At 66.4% G+C, this 17,540-nt stretch carries 12 protein-coding genes and 1 pseudogene; 10 read left to right on the top strand and 3 right to left on the bottom strand.

Annotation, left to right across the window (positions count from 1 at the left end; genetic code table 11):
* Window positions 1-39: 39 nt before the first annotated feature.
* Both J7I85_RS08510 and J7I85_RS08505 read right to left on the bottom strand, forming a co-directional pair.
* Complete coding sequence (locus J7I85_RS08510) at window positions 40-1,764, bottom strand: NAD(P)/FAD-dependent oxidoreductase (RefSeq protein ID WP_214849833.1); 1,725 nt, start codon at window positions 1,762-1,764, stop codon at window positions 40-42.
* A 33-nt stretch (window positions 1,765-1,797) separates the two neighbouring features.
* A complete protein-coding gene (locus J7I85_RS08505) occupies window positions 1,798-3,336 on the bottom strand; it encodes an amino acid permease (protein ID WP_214851178.1) in 1,539 nt (512 codons plus the stop codon).
* A 102-nt stretch (window positions 3,337-3,438) separates the two neighbouring features.
* Here J7I85_RS08505 and J7I85_RS08500 point away from each other — a divergent pair, with 102 nt between their 5' ends.
* The gene (locus tag J7I85_RS08500) at window positions 3,439-5,157 is read left to right on the top strand and encodes a PucR family transcriptional regulator (RefSeq protein WP_214849824.1); all 1,719 of its coding nucleotides are present in this window, start codon (window positions 3,439-3,441) and stop codon (window positions 5,155-5,157) included.
* Here the strand turns inward: J7I85_RS08500 and J7I85_RS08495 are convergent.
* Window positions 5,144-5,947, bottom strand: a complete 804-nt coding sequence (locus J7I85_RS08495) for a nitrilase-related carbon-nitrogen hydrolase (RefSeq protein ID WP_214851171.1) — start codon at window positions 5,945-5,947, stop codon at window positions 5,144-5,146. The genes J7I85_RS08500 and J7I85_RS08495 overlap by 14 nt on opposite strands.
* A gap of 225 nt (window positions 5,948-6,172) precedes the next feature.
* On the opposite strand from J7I85_RS08495, the gene J7I85_RS08490 reads away from it, so the two are divergent.
* The 9 genes and pseudogenes from J7I85_RS08490 to J7I85_RS08450 all read left to right on the top strand — a co-directional run.
* A complete protein-coding gene (locus tag J7I85_RS08490) occupies window positions 6,173-7,363 on the top strand; it encodes an ROK family transcriptional regulator (RefSeq protein WP_214849821.1) in 1,191 nt (396 codons plus the stop codon).
* Between the two features lie 129 nt (window positions 7,364-7,492).
* Window positions 7,493-9,049 (top strand): multiple monosaccharide ABC transporter ATP-binding protein, encoded by a 1,557-nt coding sequence (mmsA, locus tag J7I85_RS08485; RefSeq protein WP_214849818.1) that lies wholly within the window; start codon window positions 7,493-7,495, stop codon window positions 9,047-9,049.
* Window positions 9,050-9,093: 44 nt separating this feature from the next.
* Window positions 9,094-10,371, top strand: coding sequence for a multiple monosaccharide ABC transporter permease (gene mmsB / locus J7I85_RS08480; protein WP_214849816.1), 1,278 nt, complete (start codon window positions 9,094-9,096; stop codon window positions 10,369-10,371).
* Between the two features lie 53 nt (window positions 10,372-10,424).
* Window positions 10,425-11,525 (top strand): sugar-binding protein, encoded by a 1,101-nt coding sequence (locus tag J7I85_RS08475; protein ID WP_214849814.1) that lies wholly within the window; start codon window positions 10,425-10,427, stop codon window positions 11,523-11,525.
* Window positions 11,526-11,725: 200 nt separating this feature from the next.
* On the top strand, window positions 11,726-13,192 hold the full coding sequence (locus J7I85_RS08470) for an ABC transporter permease (protein WP_214849805.1): 1,467 nt from the start codon (window positions 11,726-11,728) through the stop codon (window positions 13,190-13,192).
* A gap of 2 nt (window positions 13,193-13,194) precedes the next feature.
* Window positions 13,195-13,902, top strand: a complete 708-nt coding sequence (locus J7I85_RS08465) for an ABC transporter ATP-binding protein (protein ID WP_214849803.1) — start codon at window positions 13,195-13,197, stop codon at window positions 13,900-13,902.
* Between the two features lie 229 nt (window positions 13,903-14,131).
* Complete coding sequence (locus J7I85_RS08460) at window positions 14,132-15,202, top strand: Gfo/Idh/MocA family protein (RefSeq protein ID WP_214849801.1); 1,071 nt, start codon at window positions 14,132-14,134, stop codon at window positions 15,200-15,202.
* Window positions 15,203-15,330: 128 nt separating this feature from the next.
* Window positions 15,331-16,533: a hypothetical protein gene (locus J7I85_RS08455; protein ID WP_214849799.1), complete on the top strand. Its 1,203-nt coding sequence runs from the start codon at window positions 15,331-15,333 to the stop codon at window positions 16,531-16,533.
* Between the two features lie 87 nt (window positions 16,534-16,620).
* A pseudogene (locus J7I85_RS08450) lies at window positions 16,621-17,540 on the top strand (hypothetical protein); the annotation flags it as partial.

Raw genomic sequence — 17,540 nt, 5'->3', positions numbered from 1 at the left:
GGGAACGCCCTGATCTGCTACTCAGTTGAGAACCGCCACTCAGTCCAGGCTGATCGGGCCCAGCTCGTCCAGCAGGTCGCCTGGCCCGGGGTTGCCTGGCGCCGATGAGCCACCGAGGTGGTTCACCACGCCCCACACCGCGTTCAATCCCGTGGTCACCGCACCCTCGGCCCATCCTGCCGTGAAGGACACGTCGTCGCCGGCGAGGAAGATGCCGCGCTGGCTTTCCGGCAGCTGGTCCTGCTTGAAGTGCGTGAAGAGCCGCTGCTGGTAGCGGTAGTGGCCGGGCAGGTTGGCCTTGAACGCGCCCATGAAGTTGGGGTCGGCCTCCCAGGAGACGGTGATCGGCTGGCCCACGATGTGGCTGGCGATGTCCACGCCGGGGTAGATCTGCTCGAGCGAGTGCAGCATCAGCTCCACGCGTTCGTCGGCGTCGAGCGCCAGCCACTTCAGCGCGTCGTCGTTCCACGTGTAGGACAGCAGGATCACGGCGGGCTGGTCCGGGCCGTTGTCCAGCAGGTAGGTGGCACGGTTCAGCCGGTCCGTGAGCGTCATGGACAGGACCTCCCTGCCGGTTTCCGGGTCGATGTCCTTCCAGAACGGCCGGTCCACCATCACGAACGTCTTGGACGACTGCATGTAGTGCGAGCGCTCGATCGCCGTCCACAGCTCGGCCGGGAACAGCGCCTCCTCGGTGTGGATCCGGGTGGACAGCAGCCACGACTGGCAGGTGGTGACCACCGCCGGGTAGGAGGCTTCCCTCCCCCAGCGCTCCCGGATGCGGAGGTTGCCGTCCGCCTCACGGCTGATCCGTTCCACGGCTCCGCGCGGGGAGCCTGAGTGCAGGGACGCCAGGGACGTCCCTGCCGGCCAGTGCACCATGCCCGACGGCGCGTGGCGCCAGAGTGCCTCGGGGAGCCTTTGCGCTCCCCCGGAGATGAGGCGGTGCTGGTCGTCGGCGTCGGTGTAGACGACGCGGAGGATTTCCAGGATGGAGTTGGGGAAGTCGGTGTCCCAGCCGCCGGTGCCGAAGCCGACCTGGCCGAACGCCTCGCGGTGCGCGAAGCCCGCCTTCCGGAACGCCTGGCTACCGGCGATGAAGCCGTAGAAGGTCTGTTCGTCCAGCTCCGGAAGAAGCTCGTTCCACAGCTCCTTGATCCGGGCCGTGTCCCTCGCCCGGATGGCTTCCTGCATCTGCGTGAACTGCGCACCGTCGTTCACGGCGGCCTTCCAGGCTTCGGCCACTTCGCGGAAGAACGGCGGCAGGTCCGCCGAGGTGGCGGCATAATGCCTCTGCCCGGCCAGCTCAATCACGGTGCTGGAAGTCGCCGGGGCCAGCGGGTTGGGGAAGTCCCGCGTCTCCAGTCCCAGCAGGTCCACATAGTGGTAGAAGGCCTTGCCGGATACCGGGAACCGCATGCCGCCCAGGTCTGCCACCACATCCGGTGCCGACGGGAAGCTGGCCGTGCGCAGGCGTCCGCCGAGCTGATCCGCCTCGTAAAGCACCGGACGCAGCCCGAGCCTCATCAGCTCGTACGCTGTCACCAGCCCGGACAGCCCGGCACCCACCACGGCGACTTCGGTGCCGTACAGTTCAGGCGGCACCGAACCCAGTCCGTCAGGGTGGGACAGATAGTGGTCGTAGCTGAACGGGAAGTCCGGGTTCAGCATGGTCACCGGGGCCTGGCCTGGTGCTCCGGGCGGGACGGACGCCGTGGTGGCGCTGGACGGATCGGATGCCGGCAGTTCGGTAGCGGTTGTCATGGAAGGTCTGTCTCCGTGGTCTCGTCTGTTGTCTTACTGGTGCGAAGTTGTCTGTTCAGCAGGTGTGGGAGCTGGGGAAGAATCACGGGCGGATAGTTCACGGTATTCCTCCTGCCCCAGCGCGGCCACCCGCGAGTGCCGCCTGCCGTAGCCGAAGTAGGCGGCCAGTCCCACCAGCATCCAGATCCCGAAGGTCACCCACGTTTCGGCGCCCAGGTTGGCCATCAGGTAGACGCACATCAGCGCGCCCAGGATCGGTGTCAGCGGGAACAGGGGAACCCGGAAGGTCCGCCTGAGCTCCGGCCGGGTGCGGCGGAGGTGGATAACGGCCATATTCACCAGGGCGAAGGCGAACAGGGTGCCGATGCTGGTGGCGTCCGCGAGCGCCCCGAGCGGGACCAGCCCGGCGGTGAGGGCGACGGCGGTTCCCACGATCAGGGTTCCGGCAACAGGCGTGCCGGTGCGGTGGGAGACGCGGCCAAAGACGCTGGGAACCAACCCGTCGCGGGACATGGAAAGAAGGATGCGGGTCTGTCCGTAGAGGACGGTCAGCACGATGCTGGCAATGGCGAGCACAGCGCCGACAGCGAACACCAGTGCCATCCACGGCTGGCCGGTGATTTCCTCCAGGATCTTCACCAGTGCGGCCTCGGTGCCGTCGAACCAGCCCCAGGGGCGGGCACCGATGGCGGCAACGGCAACCAGCACGTAGATGGTGGTGACGATCAGCATGGAGAGCATGATGGCCCGGGGCAGGTCGCGCTTGGGGTTGCGGGCTTCCTCGCCCGCGGTGGAGGCGGCGTCGAAGCCGATGTAGGAGAAGAACACCCGGGAGGCGGCGGCGGACACGCCGGCGGCCCCCATCGGCAGCAGCGGCTCGAAGTGGCCGCCGTTGAACGCGGTGAAGGCCACCGCGCAGAAGAAGACCAGGATCCCTACCTTCACCAGCACGATCGCGGTGTTGATCCATGCGCTTTCCTTGGCGCCGCGGACCAGGAGAACCATGGCCAGCACCACAATCACCATGGCCGGGATGTTAACCAGGCCGCCGCCGCCCGGCGGCTGCGACACCGCATCCGGCAGGGCCAGCCCGAAGACCGCCAGCGCTTCGTTGACGTACTGGCCGGCGCCCACTGCCACGGCAGCGACGGAAACGGCGTATTCGAGCACGAGGCACCAGCCGCAGATCCAGGCCATGCCCTCGCCCATGGTGGCGTACGTGTACGAGTAGCTGGAGCCTGCGGCCGGCACCAGGCCGGCCATTTCGGCGTAGGACACGGCGGACAGCAGCGCGGCCAGGCCGGCGATGGCGAACGAGATCCAGATGGCCGGCCCGGCCAGCGGCACGGACTCGCCCAGGATCACCAGGATGCCAGTGCCGAGGGTGGCGCCCACGCTGATCATCGTCAGCTGCATGACTCCGAAGCTGCGCACCAGGCGGGTTCCGCCATGGCCCGTCTCGGCCTCCTGGACCATCTGCCCGATCGGCTTGCGACGGAGCAGCTGGGCTGCCAGTCCTAGGCGGCCGGCCTGCACCGGAGGCCGCTGTCCTGCTTGGGTGGGCACAGTCATCATTGACGTCCGTTCGTAAGTAGTTGGGGGCTTTCCGTCGCTCCAGCCTAGGCGTGTGAGTCACCTCTCAATGCTGTGCAAAATGACCTAGAGTGTTCTGGCATGGGACGTAATGCACAACCGACGGGTGCGCCTGAGGCGGTCGGAGGCACCCCTCCGGCAGCCGGTTCGGCAGGAGAACATCGGAGCGGGGTCACCCTGGACCAGCTCCTGGCGAAGCTGCCCGCGGAGCTGGTGCTGCTGCACGACGGCGGCAACGGTTCGGGCCTGCTGCGGTGGGTTGAACCGAGTGAGCTGGAAGACCCCACGCCCTATCTGCTCGACGGCGAATTCCTGCTCACGGCGGGGTTGCCCTTCGTGGGCGGCGCAAGCGGCGACGCGGGCGACGCCCCAGGAGGCGGCGCATTTGGGGCCGACGCCTACGTCCGGCGCCTGGTGAAGGCCGGGGTGGTGGCACTCGGCTTCGGCCTGGAGCCCTACTTCAGCGCCGTCCCGGATCCGGTGGTGGCCGCCTGCGTCCGGCACAACCTGACGCTCCTGCAGGTGCCGAGCACGGTCCCGTTCGCCGCCATCGGTCTCGAATTCTCCCGGCTCCTCGAGTCGGACAACGCGAAACTGTTCAGGCACCTCGCGGACACGAACCGGCAGCTGATGCGGGCCGTCCTGTCCGCCCGGCCGGAACACGAACTGCTTGCCGCCCTGGCCCAGCGGGTTCCGGTGTGGGCCATGCTGATCGGTGCCGACGGGCGGGTGCGCGCCCGGGCGGGCTCCGGCGTCGAGGTTGCCGCCCTGCAGCCGCTGCTCGGCCGGCTCCTGGGCGGAAGCGGTCCCCGCGTGGAGATGGAGTCCCTGGACCGCCCGGGTTCCCGGCTCGTGTTTGGACATCCGCTGCGCAGCACACGCGATGCCAACCTCGGGGCGCTGGTGCTGGGCACTGACACGCCGCTGACCCCAGCACAGAACAGCGTGGTCTCCTCCGCCGTCGGACTTCTGGAGCTCTTGGTCCGGCAACGGACCAGCGGCTCTCTGGCACCGAGCCAGCTGGCGACGTCGCTGCTGTTGCACCCGGACAGCCTGTCCGCCGGCGGGGCACGGCATCTCAACGGGCTCCGGGACCTGCTCGCTCAGAGCACTTCCTCCACGCGTTCAGGTGCCTTGCGCATTGTGCAGGGAATCAGCGCGGCGCAGGGCATTGGGGCTGAGCAAGGCATTCGGGCAGATCAGGCCGCGGGGCAGCCTGCCGGGCGCGCCGGTGACAGCCCCGTCCGCGAGCTGCTGCAGTGGCGCCGCCTGTTCGACACCAAGCTCGTGGAGCTCACGGACTACGGCTTCGCTGCCATCACCCGGCTTAGGGTTGACGACGCGCTGCTGGCCGAAGTCGAGAAGCTGGGCTGGCGGCTGATTATCGGGGACGCCAGCGAGCTAACGGATCTGAGCAGCGCGTATCAGCGGGTGACGGCGCTGCGGCAGCGCGTCCAGACCACCGGCAAGAGTGCCAGGGTGGGTGAAGTGACGTGGACGGTCGCCGGACTGCTGGGCCAGGAAGCCGGAACCATGCTGGCCGGGCGGCTGCTGGAGCCGGTGCTCAGCCAGGACAGCGATCGCCGGACCGCGCACCTGTCCGTATTGAGGGCGTGGCTCGGCGAGAACGGGAACTGGGATGCCACCGCCAAGGCGCTGGGCCTGCACCGGAACAGCGTCCGGCGGCAGATCAACGCGGTGTCCGAGCTATTGGACACCGACCTGAACCAGGCGCAGGTCCGGGCCGAACTCTGGATTGCGCTGCAGTACGTGGACGGGCTGCCACCTAGCCCCGATTAATGCCGCCGCCGTTCTCGTCCCAGGCGCGATAAACATCAGGGCGGCGTTCGCGCAGATAGGGCACGGCATCCCGAGCCTGGCGGGCCGCCTCGGCGCTGACCTCCGCGTACAGCAGTTCCGGACCGGCGCCGGCGGCAGCCAGCAGCTCACCGTCGGGGCCGGCAACGACGCTTCCGCCCAGGAAGGTGCAGCCGCCCTCCTCTCCGGAGTGGTTGGCATAGGCGACTGTCAGCTGACTCTCCAGAGCCCGGGCACGCAGCAGTACCTGCGGCACCGATTCGAAGCCATGGGCCAGCGCCGTGGGAACCAGGAGCAGGTCTGCGCCGGCCGCGGCGGCTGCGCGCACCGTCTCGGGGAACTCCACGTCGTAGCAGATGGCCAGCGAGGCTTTGATGCCGCCCAGATCGACGACGGCGGGGGGTGCTTCCGCGGGGCTGAACGCCTTACGCTCCTCCGGACCAAAAAGGTGGACCTTGGCGTAGCTGAGCAGTTCGTTCCCGCGATCGTCCAGGATCGTCGCCGTGATCTGCCACTGCCCGTCGGCCGTAACGGCGGGCAGGCTGTAGACCAGCGCAATCCGGTGCGTGGCAGCAATGCCGGCGAGGGTCCGCCGGACGCCGGGCAGGATGCCGGGGTCCAACTCCGCCCTTACGCGCAGCGGGGCGTAGCCCACCGGGAAAAGCTCGGGAGTCAGCAGCACCGCGGCACCCGCTTCCGCGGCCGCCCGCGCCGCCCGGTCAATGGCTCCGCAGTTCCGTTCGATGTCCAAAACACTGGAGTTCGCCTGCATCAGCGCCAGCTTCACCGTGATCACCTCAAGTCTTCGTGGACGCCTGCCCAACACCGGACGTCGTTCCCCTCAGCGTATCCGCGGCCAGCGGCCGCCGATCCGGTCCATTTGCACCGTCCCAACCTGCCCGCGGGACGTATTGTCCGGCCGGCGCGCCCTTCGACGCGCCGGGTCGTTGCGTTAACTTCTTGACTACAAGGCCGCCGATGGTGCAATGTTCATTCCATGCCCTCACCAGCGCGCTCAACGAGGAGCCGAACCAAAAACCCCGGGTCGCAATCCGCCCTCAGGCACCTGAACCAGCAGCGGATCATCGAATGCCTGCTCAACGGCCCTTCCACCCAGGCGGAGCTCGCGCGGCAGACGGGACTGTCCACCGCGACGGTGTCCAACATCGTCAAAATCATGCAGGACTCCGGCCTGGCCTCCACCGAGCCGACCACCAGTTCCGGGCGGCGCGCACTCAACGTCCGGCTCAACAGCAACGGTGCCGTGGCGGTGGGCATCGACTTCGGCCGGCGGCACCTGCGGGTGGTTCTGGCCTCGCTCAGCTACCACATCATCGCCGAGGAATCGGTCCTCCTGCCCCTCGGGCACCAGGCAGAGCAGGGCATCCAGGCCGCCGTCGCCCTGCTCGATAAACTGCTGGCGGACAGCGGGGTGGAGCGCAGCGCCGTGGTGGGTGCCGGCGTCGGAATCCCCGGCCCCATCGACCGCCGGACCAGCACCGTGGCGCAGGGGGCGATCCTGCCCGAGTGGGTGGGCATCGACATCCAGGAACGCCTCGAAGACGCGTTCCTGTTTCCCATTTTCATAGACAATGACTCGAATCTGGGCGCCCTGTCCGAGGTCACCTGGGGACCGCACAGCGGCATCAGCAACCTGCTGTTCATGAAGATCGGTTCCGGCATTGGCGCGGGCCTGATCCTCAACGGCAACCCGTACTACGGCAACGTCGGGATCACCGGTGAAATCGGCCATGCGACCATTCACGAACACGGGCTGATCTGCCGCTGCGGCAACAGGGGGTGCCTCGAGACCATCGCCTCCACCACCACCATGATCGAGCTGCTGAGCCGCGGCGAGGAGCGCCCGCTGACCCCCGCGGACATCGTTCGCAAAGCGCTGGCGAGGGATGCCGCCACCCTGCGCGTGGTGGACGATGCCGGCCTCGCGGTGGGCCGGGCCCTCGGGAATGTGGCCAACCTGATCAACCCGGAGGTCATTGTGGTGGGTGGCCCCCTGGCCGGGCTGGGCGACATCCTGCTGGACCCCATCCGGCGAGGTTTAGTGCGGCACGCCGTGCCGGTCATCGGCGAAACCACCACCCTGACCATGTCCTCGCTGAACGACCGGGCCGAGGCTCTCGGCGCCGCGTCGCTGGTCTTCCAGCACGCCGGAATCCGGCGCACGTAGTGTTTCGTTATCCCGCCGTTGCGTTAAAGACTTGACGACAAGGGCATGCTCCATCTACTTTTTTCATCAGACGGCCCTGCGGATTGCAGGGAAGACAACGAAGTCAATGCATTGGAGGCGTAAGGGCACATGACGTCCCTCAACACGCAGAGCGAGCCGGTTCTTCTGGAGATGCGCTCCATCACCAAGGAATTCCCCGGCGTTAAAGCCTTGTCCGATGTGAGCCTGACGGTGAAGGCCGGCGAAATCCACGCGATCTGCGGGGAGAACGGTGCCGGAAAGTCCACGCTGATGAAGGTCCTCTCCGGCGTGTACCCCTACGGCAGCTACACCGGCGACATCGTGTACCAAAACGAGGTGCAGCAGTTCAAGGACATCCGCGCCAGTGAGCACGCCGGGATCGTGATCATCCACCAGGAGCTTGCCCTGATCCCGGAACTTTCCATCACGGAAAACATCTTCCTGGGCAACGAACCGGTCAAGCGCGGCGTGATCGACTGGGCCGAGGCCCGCACCCGCTCCCGTGAGCTGCTGGCCCGCGTTGGCCTGCGCGAGGACCCCGACACCCCGATCAAGGAAATCGGGGTCGGCAAGCAGCAGCTGGTGGAGATCGCCAAGGCGCTGAACAAGTCCGTGAAGCTCCTCATCCTCGACGAGCCCACGGCGGCCCTGAACGAATCCGACTCCCAGCACCTGCTGGACCTGATACTGGGCCTGAAGGGCCGCGGCATCACGTCCATCATCATTTCCCACAAGCTCAACGAGATCGAGCAGATCGCGGACTCCATCACGATCATCCGTGACGGGAAGTCCATCGAGACGCTCAACGTGAAGGCCGACGGCGTCGACGAGGACCGGATCATCAAAGGCATGGTGGGCCGCACGCTCGAATCACGCTTCCCGGATCACGAGCCCAAGATTGGCGACGTCCTGTTCGAGGTCAAGGGCTGGACGGTCGGGCACCCGCAGGTCCAGGACCGCCTGGTCTGCAAGAGCTCCAATTTCTTCGTCCGCCGCGGCGAGATCGTGGGCTTCGCCGGGCTGATGGGCGCCGGCCGCACCGAACTGGCACGGTCCGTGTTCGGCCGTTCCTACGGCCGCTTCATCAGTGGCCAGATCTACAAGAACGGCAAGGAACTTCACCTCAAGAGCGTTAAGCAGGCCATCGACGCCGGTCTGGGCTACGTCACGGAGGACCGGAAGTCGCTGGGCCTGAACCTCCTCGACGACATCAAGACCACCACCGTCTCGGCGGCGCTGCACAAGGTCAGCAAGCACTTCGTAGTGGATGCCAACAAGGAATTCACCGTGGCTGAGCAGTACCGCAAGTCGCTGCGCACCAAGACGCCATCCGTGGAGGAAGGTGTGGCCAAGCTCTCCGGCGGCAACCAGCAAAAAGTGGTCCTGGCCAAGTGGATGTTCACCGATCCTGACCTGCTGATCCTGGACGAGCCCACCCGCGGCATTGACGTCGGGGCCAAGTACGAGATCTACGGGATCATCCAGCAGCTGGCCAACCAGGGCAAGGGAGTCATCGTCATCTCCTCCGAACTGCCTGAACTGCTGGGCCTCTCTGACCGCATCTACACCATTTTCGAAGGCGCCATCACCGGCGTCCTAGACAAAGACGACGCCAGCCAGGAAAGCCTCATGAAACTCATGACTTCCGCCAGAAAAACCGCCTGACCCTCTGGAATCCTCCAGAACCTTCCAGAACAAGGACTGACACAATGAACGCGCTCAAGAAGCTCTTTGGCGGCAACACCCGCCAATTCGGCATGATCTTCGCCCTGGTTGCACTGATCGTTTTCTTCCAAATCGCCACCGAAGGCCGCACGCTCACCCCGGGCAACGTCATCAACCTCTTCAATGGCAACTCCTACATCCTGATCCTGGCCATCGGCATGGTGCTGGTGATCATCGCCGGCCACATCGACCTGTCGGTCGGCTCCGTGGCGGCATTTGTCGGCGTCACAGTGGCCCTGGCCATCAGGGACTGGGGCATCCCCTGGTATCTGGGCATTCTGCTCGGACTCGCGCTGGGAGCCCTGATCGGCGCCTGGCAAGGGTTCTGGACGGCCTATGTGGGGATTCCAGCCTTCATCGTGACGCTGGCCGGCATGCTGCTGTTCCGCGGCTTCAACCAGTTCGTCGGAAAGTCCAACACCATCCCCGTTCCCGCCGATTTCCAGTACATCGGTTCCGGCTACCTTCCCGAGGTGGGCCCGAACACCGGCTTCAACAACCTCACCCTGCTGCTCGGCCTGCTGGGCGTCGCGTTCGTGATCTTCAGTGAACTCCGCGCCCGCCGCACTGCCAAGGCCCTCGGCGCCGAGGTCCCCGAGGGCTGGGTCGTCGTCACCAAGCTCGTGCTGGTCTGCGGCGCCATCCTGTACGCCACGTACCTGTTCGCCACCGGCCGGCCGGGAACCTCGTTCCCGATCCCCGGCCTCATCCTTGCCATCCTGGTTCTTATCTACGGCTTCATCTCCGCCAAGACGGTCGTCGGCCGCCACGTCTACGCGGTGGGCGGTAACCGGCACGCGGCCGAGCTTTCCGGCGTGCAGTCCAAGAAGGTTAACTTCCTGGTCATGATGAACATGGCCATCCTGGCCGGCCTCGCCGGCATGATCTTCGTGGGCCGTTCCACGGCCTCCGGACCGTTCGACGGCGTGGGCTGGGAACTGGACGCCATCGCAGCTGTGTTCATTGGCGGCGCAGCGGTGACCGGCGGCGTGGGCACCGTGATCGGCTCGATCGTCGGTGGCCTGGTCATGGCCGTGCTGAACAACGGGCTGCAGCTCCTCGGCGTCGGCGCCGACCTGACCCAGATCATCAAGGGCCTCGTCCTGCTGATCGCCGTCGCGTTCGACGTCTACAACAAGAGCCAGGGCAAGCGCTCCATCATCGGCATGCTGACGCAGAGCTTCAACCGCCCCAGCGGCGGCACCCCGCTCCAGCCTGACGAAGTTACTTCCACGAAAGAAACCATCTCCCGGGAAGCCTGAGCCCTGCCGCTCCCCGGAAGCATGTCCCACCCCTAAAGAAAGTGAACCAAGCAATGCGAATGATTGGTAAAGCAGGAAAGGCGGCAGCAATCGCTGCCATTGCGGCACTGGCGCTGACAGCCTGCGGCCGTTCCGATACCGGCACAACGGGCGGCGGAACCGCTGGCGGCGAGGCCTTCCCCAAGGGCTCCTCGATCGGCGTCGCACTTCCCCAGAAGACCAGCGAGAACTGGGTCCTCGCGGAGAAGCTGTTCAATGACGGCCTCAAGGGGGCGGGCTTCAAGGCGGACGTCCAGTTCGCCAACGGCGGCGTCTCGGAGCAGCAGAACCAGATCAGCGCCATGATCACCAAGGGCGCCAAGGTCATCATCGTGGGCGCAATCGACGGCGCCCAGCTGGGCACCCAGCTGAAGCAGGCCAAGGACGCCGGCGCCACCATCATCGCCTACGACCGCCTGCTGCTGAACACCGAGAACGTGGACTACTACGTGGCCTACGACAACTTCAAGGTGGGCGAGCTGCAGGGCAAGGCGCTGCTGGACGGCATGAAGGCCAAGAAGCCGCAGGGCCCGTACAACGTCGAACTCTTTGCCGGTTCCCCTGACGACGCCAACGCAAAGGTCTTCTTCGATGGCGCCATGAGCGTCCTGCAGCCGAAGATCGACGACGGCACCCTGAAGGTCCTCTCCGGACAGAAGTCCTTCGGGCAGGCTGTCACCCAGGGCTGGAAGGCCGAGAACGCCCAGCGCCGTGCGGATACGCTCCTGACCGGCAGCTACGCCTCCGCGTCGCTGGACGGTGTCCTGTCTCCGAACGACACCCTGGCCCGCGCAGTGCTGACCGCCGTCAAGGCTGCCGGCAAGCCGCTTCCGGTGGTCACCGGGCAGGACTCCGAGGTTGAGTCGGTCAAGTCCATCATGGCCGGCGAGCAGTACTCCACCATCAACAAGGACACCCGCAAGCTCGTTGAGCACTCGATCGTCATGGTCAAGGACATCCAGGCCGGCAAGACGCCTGAGATCAACGATGACAAGTCCTACAACAACAAGGTCAAGACCGTTCCGGCCTACCTGCTGGAGCCAGTCATCGTGACCAAGGAAAACGTCAAGACGGCCTACGTGGACGATCCGGTTCTCGGCCCGATCACCAAGTAACACCGCAGACGCTGTCGCCACAGAGCCCCGGCTCCCCCGCAAGTGACCAGTTCACAGGGAGGGCCGGGGCTCTTGCGTTGCCGCGCCCGGGTGTCACTTCACAGCGCAAACATAGGTTCGGCCCGTTTCGCGCACAGCAGCGGGCACCAGTGTGGGATCCGAAGCCGACCAATCCCCGGCATGTGATCCCAAGGAGTGCAGTGAGCGTCCTCGCCCGAAGTGTAGGCAATGCGTTTAGAAACAAGGTCCGAACAGCGGCGGTTGTGGCCGTACTGGCGGTCGCCATTGGCCTGGCTTTGGCCATGCTGGTGGCCAACCAGGCCGTCGGCGCCAAAGTCCAGGAGCTGAACGCTTCGGTGGGGACCGTGCTGACGGTGAACCCGGCTGGCGTCCAGGGCTTCGAAGGCGGCGGCGAGCCGCTCACCGCTGAGCAGGCGGCCACGGCGGCGGACGTCCCGAACGTGACCGCCGTCGTCGGAACCAAGGCGCTCAGGCTGCGCAACGCGACCGAGGCCGCGGCACAGACGGCAGCCGGGACCTTGGCCGGCCCGGGCGGCGGGCAGGGCGGCCCCGGCGGCCAGACCACCACCACGCTGACCACCAGCCTCACCGCGGCAGTCGACGCCGGAACGCTGGGCGCGCGCAACCAGGACAGCTCCGGAACAACCGGAACCACGGGAAGTACCGGAACCACGGGAACCACCGGGACCACCCAGCCGGCGAGGTCCCTCCCCATCACCGCGACCGGAACCGGCGCAGTGGTGGACAGCACCGGCAAGGCACTCGTCCTGACTTCGGGCACCGGCCTGGGCGACTACACAGCGGAGTCCACCAAGGCGCTGCTGGGCACCACCCTTGCTGAAAAGAACAACCTCAAGGTCGGCTCCACCTTCACGATCAACAGCAAGACCTTCACCGTCGCCGGCATGTTCGACGCCGGCACCACGTTCGGCAACAACGCCCTCTACGTCACGCTCCCCACCGCCCAGACCCTGGCCGAGCTGCCGGGCGAACTGTCCACGATGATCGTCACGGTGGACAGCATGGAGAACGTCGACACCGCCAAGACGGCACTGCAGAACGCCCTCGGCACCGACAAGGCAGACGTCACGCAGGGCCAGCGCAACCTCGAAACCGCCGTCACGTCGCTGGACAGCGTCAAGAACATCTCCATGGTGGCGTTCATTGCGGCCCTCGGCACGGCGGGGCTGATCATCCTGCTGATCATGGTCATGCTGGTCCGCGAGCGCCGCCGCGAAATCGGCGTTCTGAAGGCCATCGGCGCACCGAACCGAACCATCGGCCTGCAGTTCGTGCTCGAGGCACTGGTCCTGGTGGCCCTCGGCAGCGTGGTGGGCGCCGTCATCGCCTCCTTCGCCAGCGGCGGCATCGCCTCCGCACTGGTCAGCTCCAGCACCAGCACGACGGCGGCCCCCGCCGGCCAGCGCGGCGGCGGGTTCGCCGGGGCGGCCGACGGATTCCCCGGCGGACAGGGCGGACCGTTCGGCGGCGCCTCCCAGCTGCTCACCTCCGTGACCGCCAGCGTGTCCCCCGGCATCCTTGCCGCCGGCATCGCGGCAGTGTTCGGCGTCGCCATCATCGGCGCGCTGGTTCCGGCCCTGCTCACCGCCCGCATCCGCCCCATCGAAGTCCTCCGAGGAGAATAGCCATGATTGAAGTCAAGGATCTGGTCCGCACGTTCAAGTCCGGCGACCGCACCATCAAGCCGGTCAACGGCGTCAGCTTCGAGCTGGAGCAGGGCACGCTGGCGTCCATCGTGGGCAAGAGCGGCAGCGGCAAGAGCACTCTCTTGTCCCTCCTGGGCGCGCTGGACAAGCCCACCAGCGGAGACGTCGTCGTCAACGGCGTGAGCCTGGCGGGCATGCCGGACGGCAAGCTGACCGAATACCGACGCCGGGACATCGGGTTCGTGTTCCAGCAGTTCAACCTGGTGCCCAACCTGTCCGCGCTGGACAACGTCATGCTGCCCATGGAGTTCGCCGGGGTGCGGAAGGCGACTCGGGCAGAGCGGGCACGGGCACTGCTGGAGCAGGTGCAGCTCGATCCGGACAAGCACGGCCGCCGCATCAACCGGCTCTCCGGCGGTGAACAGCAGCGCGTGGCGATTGCCCGGGCCCTCGCCAACGAACCCAAGCTGATCCTCGCCGACGAGCCCACGGGCAACCTTGATGAACAGACGGGCGAGCACATCATCGAACTGCTCAGCTCCCTCAGCCGCGACCACAACACCACCATCCTCGTGGTCACGCACGACCGCACGCTCGCCAACAAGACGGACCGCCGGTTCCGGCTGCAGCAGGGCAGGCTGGCGGAGGAACCCGTCCGCGGCCGCGCTGCGGAGCCGGCGGCAGTCTAGGTCGACGCGGCTGCGCCGTAGCTAGGGCGTCGTAGAAGGGACGGAAAGGTGGGGGCGGGCGGGCCCAACACCCTCCCTCACCTTTCGCAGGTTTCGACCGTATCCTTCCTCACCTTTCGCAGGTTCCGACCCGATCCTTCCTCACCTTTCGCAGGTTTTGACCCGACCCTTCCTCACTTCCTGCCGGTTTTGACCGAACGCTCCCCCACCCGGGTGAGAGGATGGCGTCATGACGTCACCGATCGCCAAGCCGTGGCTCTTCAGCCAGTCCAACCAGGATCCCCTTGCCGCCACGGGCCGCCGGCTGCGCTGGGGTGTCATTGCCACCGGCCGGATCGCTTCCCTGGTGTCGCGGGACCTGGCGCTTCTGGAGGACGCGGAACTGTACGCCGTCAGCTCACGTGCCCAGCACACCGCAGACGCATTTGCAGGCGAGTTCGGCTTTGCCGTGGGGTACGGGGACGACGGCGGACAGCACGGCTATGAACGGCTCCTCGCCGACGACTCTGTGGATGTGGTCTACGTGGCCACGCCGCACGCTCAGCACCACCGGGTGGTGCTGGCTGCGCTTCGGGCAGGCAAGCATGTGCTCTGCGAAAAGGCGTTCACCATCAACGCCCGTGAGGCTGCCGAGCTTATCGACGTGGCCCGCGAAAAGAAGCTGTTCCTGATGGAAGCCGTGTGGAGCCGCTTCCTGCCCAGCATGCAGAGGGCCTTCGAGATCGCGCATTCCGGTGAACTCGGAACCGTCCAGTGGGTCACTGCGGACCTTGGCTTCCCGGCGCCCTACTCTCCCACCGCCAGGCTCTGGGCCGTCCAGGACGGCGGCGGCGCGCTTCTGGACATCACCGTCTACCCGCTGCTGTGGGCCCTCGGGACCTTGGGTTTCCCGCAGACGGTCAGTGCCATGGGCACTTTGAACGACGACGGCGTGGACGCCCAGAATGCGCTTACGCTGGGTTACCACCACGGCGCGCAGGCACAGCTCACCTCGTCCCTGCTCGCCCACGGCCCGCGCGCCGCAACGATTGCGGGCAGCCTCGGGTACCTGCAGACACTCGGCTCGATCAACAACCCCAAAAAGCTGGTGGTGGGGATCGGGCAGGAGACACCCCGGACGGAACACTTCGAGGTGACGGGGCGGGGTTATACGTACGAGCTTCGTGAGGTAACCCGGTGCGTCCAGCAGGGCCTCACCGAGAGTCCGGTCATGCCACTGGAAGACTCCCTCAACACGATGCGGCTGTTCGACGGCGTGCGCGCCCAGCTCGGTGTCGCGTATCCGAATGATGCCCATTGAGGAGCCTTTCCGGCCCCTTCATCGAATCGAAAGGATTATTGTTGTCCCGGGTCTGGACTCTCACTTTGGGGCAGGCTTAGGCTGTAGTCGATCGTCGATTCACTCGGTGAGCTCTGGGGGTGGTAAGCATGACCATTGCGGCTTTGTCGTGGTCTGCGCTGCGCCCTTTGCGCCCGGTTCTTTTGGCCGGCGCCGCTGCTGTGGCCTGGCTGGCGGTATCCGCCCCGGCCGCCGACGCCGACAATTCAGACGGACCTGATCTGCTGGCCGGCAGCATTTCCTCGGCTGTCTCGTCCGCCAAAGGCAGTACGGACAGCGTGGCGGAAAGCGTTGGCGCGCTGATCTCCGCGAAAGCACATGAAGCCGGCGCGGTTGCTCAGCCCACACCGGCTGTAGCTCCCCTGCCGCTTCCGGCCATCGATCCGGCAGCCCTCCCGGCATCATTGCCGGCTGCGGCTGGGCCGGCGCCGGCCGAACAGCCTCCGGTTGTTGCGCCTCCACCTGTGACTCCCGTTCCTTCCACGCCAGCGCCCCCTGTCCCCGTCGTTGCGCCGGTTGCGGCGGACATTCTGGAGCCCGTTGATGCCGCACTCGGCGGACTGCCTCTGGGCGAGGCGCTTCCTGATGACACCATGGCTGGAGTTAGCGGCCCCGTAGCCTCCGTTGCTGATGGAGCGCTGACGGACACGGCCGAAACTATCGTGAAGCCGGTGGCTGAGGCCGTTAAGCCAGTGGCCGAGGTCGTGGAACCAGTAACCGACGTCGTGAGCCCGGTGACTGACACTCGCCCTGTTGAGCTTCCCGTCGAGACGGTCACTGACGTGCTCACCCAGGCACCTCCTCTGACGACACCGATAACTGTGCCCGTCACGGACGTCGTGGCGGGCCTTGTCGCGGTTCCAGAACGGCTACCCGCAGTTGACCTCGCCGAAGCGAGGCAAATTTCCACAGGTCCAGAGGCCTCGCTCGGCATCGTCGCCGGGCCCTCTGTGGTGTCCGCGCTGCCTGTCCACCCGGCCGTCGGATCACCCGCTCATTTCAGCCACTCTGTTGCGCCGAAAGCTGCCAACCCCACGGGGTCCGCCCCAGAGGTTCCTGCCGGCGGAGACTCGCCATCCGGCGAAGACCGCGTGCCATCACCGGAGGCGCTGCTTCCGGCTCCTGCCTCAGGCTCGGGAAGCGGCACGTCATCCGGTGGCCCTTCCGCTTCGGCCGCCTGGCTGAACAGCCTCTTTGAGTACCTGCCGCTCATGGGTTTTGTCCCTGTCAGCGGACCCCTTCAGCATGTTCCTTCGCCGGTGGCCATCGACCCCGGCTCCTCTCCTGACTAGTTGGGCCCCTTCTGCCTCCCTGCGGCAGACACACGGCCAATCAGGTTGCCATGGGCACCTGACAACAACTTTTCAGGAGACATCACAATGCACCAGACAGTTCGCAGGGGCCTATTAGGCACCCTCTTTGCCGGCGGGCTACTTGCCCTCGGCGCAACCGCGGCGAGCGCGGATACCACTGCCACAGGCGCTATCAACATCGCGCCTGAAGCCGCTTCGGCGGACCTAAATGCTTCGACGTCGCTGGGTCTGCTGGGTGGCCCAGCGCCGTCGAATTCTTCCGCGGTCAGCGTCAATGCCGACCTCAACACCGGTACTTCGAACGGCAGCACTGCCGTGGCACCGGCCGCCACCTCCCTGGTCGACGTCAATCTTGGTGGCACCGGAACGGGAACTGGGACGGCTGCTCCTGCGGCTGACGCCACCGCCCTGGTCGACGTAAACCTCGGCAATGCAGCACCCGGAACGGACACTGCAGTTCCCATAGCCAACGTAGCAGCCGCCGCAGACGTCAACCTCGGCAGCACCGCAGTGACAGGAACGGACACCACTGTTCCGGCAGCCGACGCCACCGCCGTGGTCGACGTAAACCTCGGCAACACGACGACGGGTACCACCCCGGCTGCTCCCATAGCCGACGCCACCGCCGTGGTCGACGTAAACCTCGGCAACACCGCAGTGACGGGAACGGACACCACTGTTCCCGCCGCCGACGTAGCAGCCGCCGCAGACGTCAACCTCGGCAACACCACCGGCACGGGAACCGACACCACTGTCCCCGCCGCCGACGTAGCAGCCCTGGTCCACGTAAACCTCGGAAACACCACCGGCACGGGAACCGACACCACGGTTCCCGCCGCCGACGTAGCAGCCCTGGTCGACGTAAACCTCGGAAACACCACGGGAACGGATAGCACGACTCCGGCCGCAGACGTGGCAGCCGCACTCGACGTCAACCTCGGCAACACCGCGGTGACGGGAACGGGCACCACTGTCCCCGCCGCCGA

This window comes from Arthrobacter sp. ISL-65 (assembly GCF_018613795.1).
In the GTDB taxonomy this organism is placed as follows: domain Bacteria; phylum Actinomycetota; class Actinomycetes; order Actinomycetales; family Micrococcaceae; genus Arthrobacter.
The sequence above is the reverse complement of the archived record's forward strand: the minus strand, read 5'-3'. Positions and strand labels throughout refer to the sequence as shown.

Coding starts and splice junctions, on each gene's coding strand:
- J7I85_RS08510 (WP_214849833.1), bottom strand. CDS start 1,764: ATGACAACCGCTACCGAACTGCCGGCATCCGATCCGTCCAGCGCCACC.
- J7I85_RS08505 (WP_214851178.1), bottom strand. CDS start 3,336: ATGACTGTGCCCACCCAAGCAGGACAGCGGCCTCCGGTGCAGGCCGGC.
- J7I85_RS08500 (WP_214849824.1), top strand. CDS start 3,439: ATGGGACGTAATGCACAACCGACGGGTGCGCCTGAGGCGGTCGGAGGC.
- J7I85_RS08495 (WP_214851171.1), bottom strand. CDS start 5,947: ATGCAGGCGAACTCCAGTGTTTTGGACATCGAACGGAACTGCGGAGCC.
- J7I85_RS08490 (WP_214849821.1), top strand. CDS start 6,173: ATGCCCTCACCAGCGCGCTCAACGAGGAGCCGAACCAAAAACCCCGGG.
- mmsA (WP_214849818.1), top strand. CDS start 7,493: ATGACGTCCCTCAACACGCAGAGCGAGCCGGTTCTTCTGGAGATGCGC.
- mmsB (WP_214849816.1), top strand. CDS start 9,094: ATGAACGCGCTCAAGAAGCTCTTTGGCGGCAACACCCGCCAATTCGGC.
- J7I85_RS08475 (WP_214849814.1), top strand. CDS start 10,425: ATGCGAATGATTGGTAAAGCAGGAAAGGCGGCAGCAATCGCTGCCATT.
- J7I85_RS08465 (WP_214849803.1), top strand. CDS start 13,195: ATGATTGAAGTCAAGGATCTGGTCCGCACGTTCAAGTCCGGCGACCGC.
- J7I85_RS08460 (WP_214849801.1), top strand. CDS start 14,132: ATGACGTCACCGATCGCCAAGCCGTGGCTCTTCAGCCAGTCCAACCAG.
- J7I85_RS08455 (WP_214849799.1), top strand. CDS start 15,331: ATGACCATTGCGGCTTTGTCGTGGTCTGCGCTGCGCCCTTTGCGCCCG.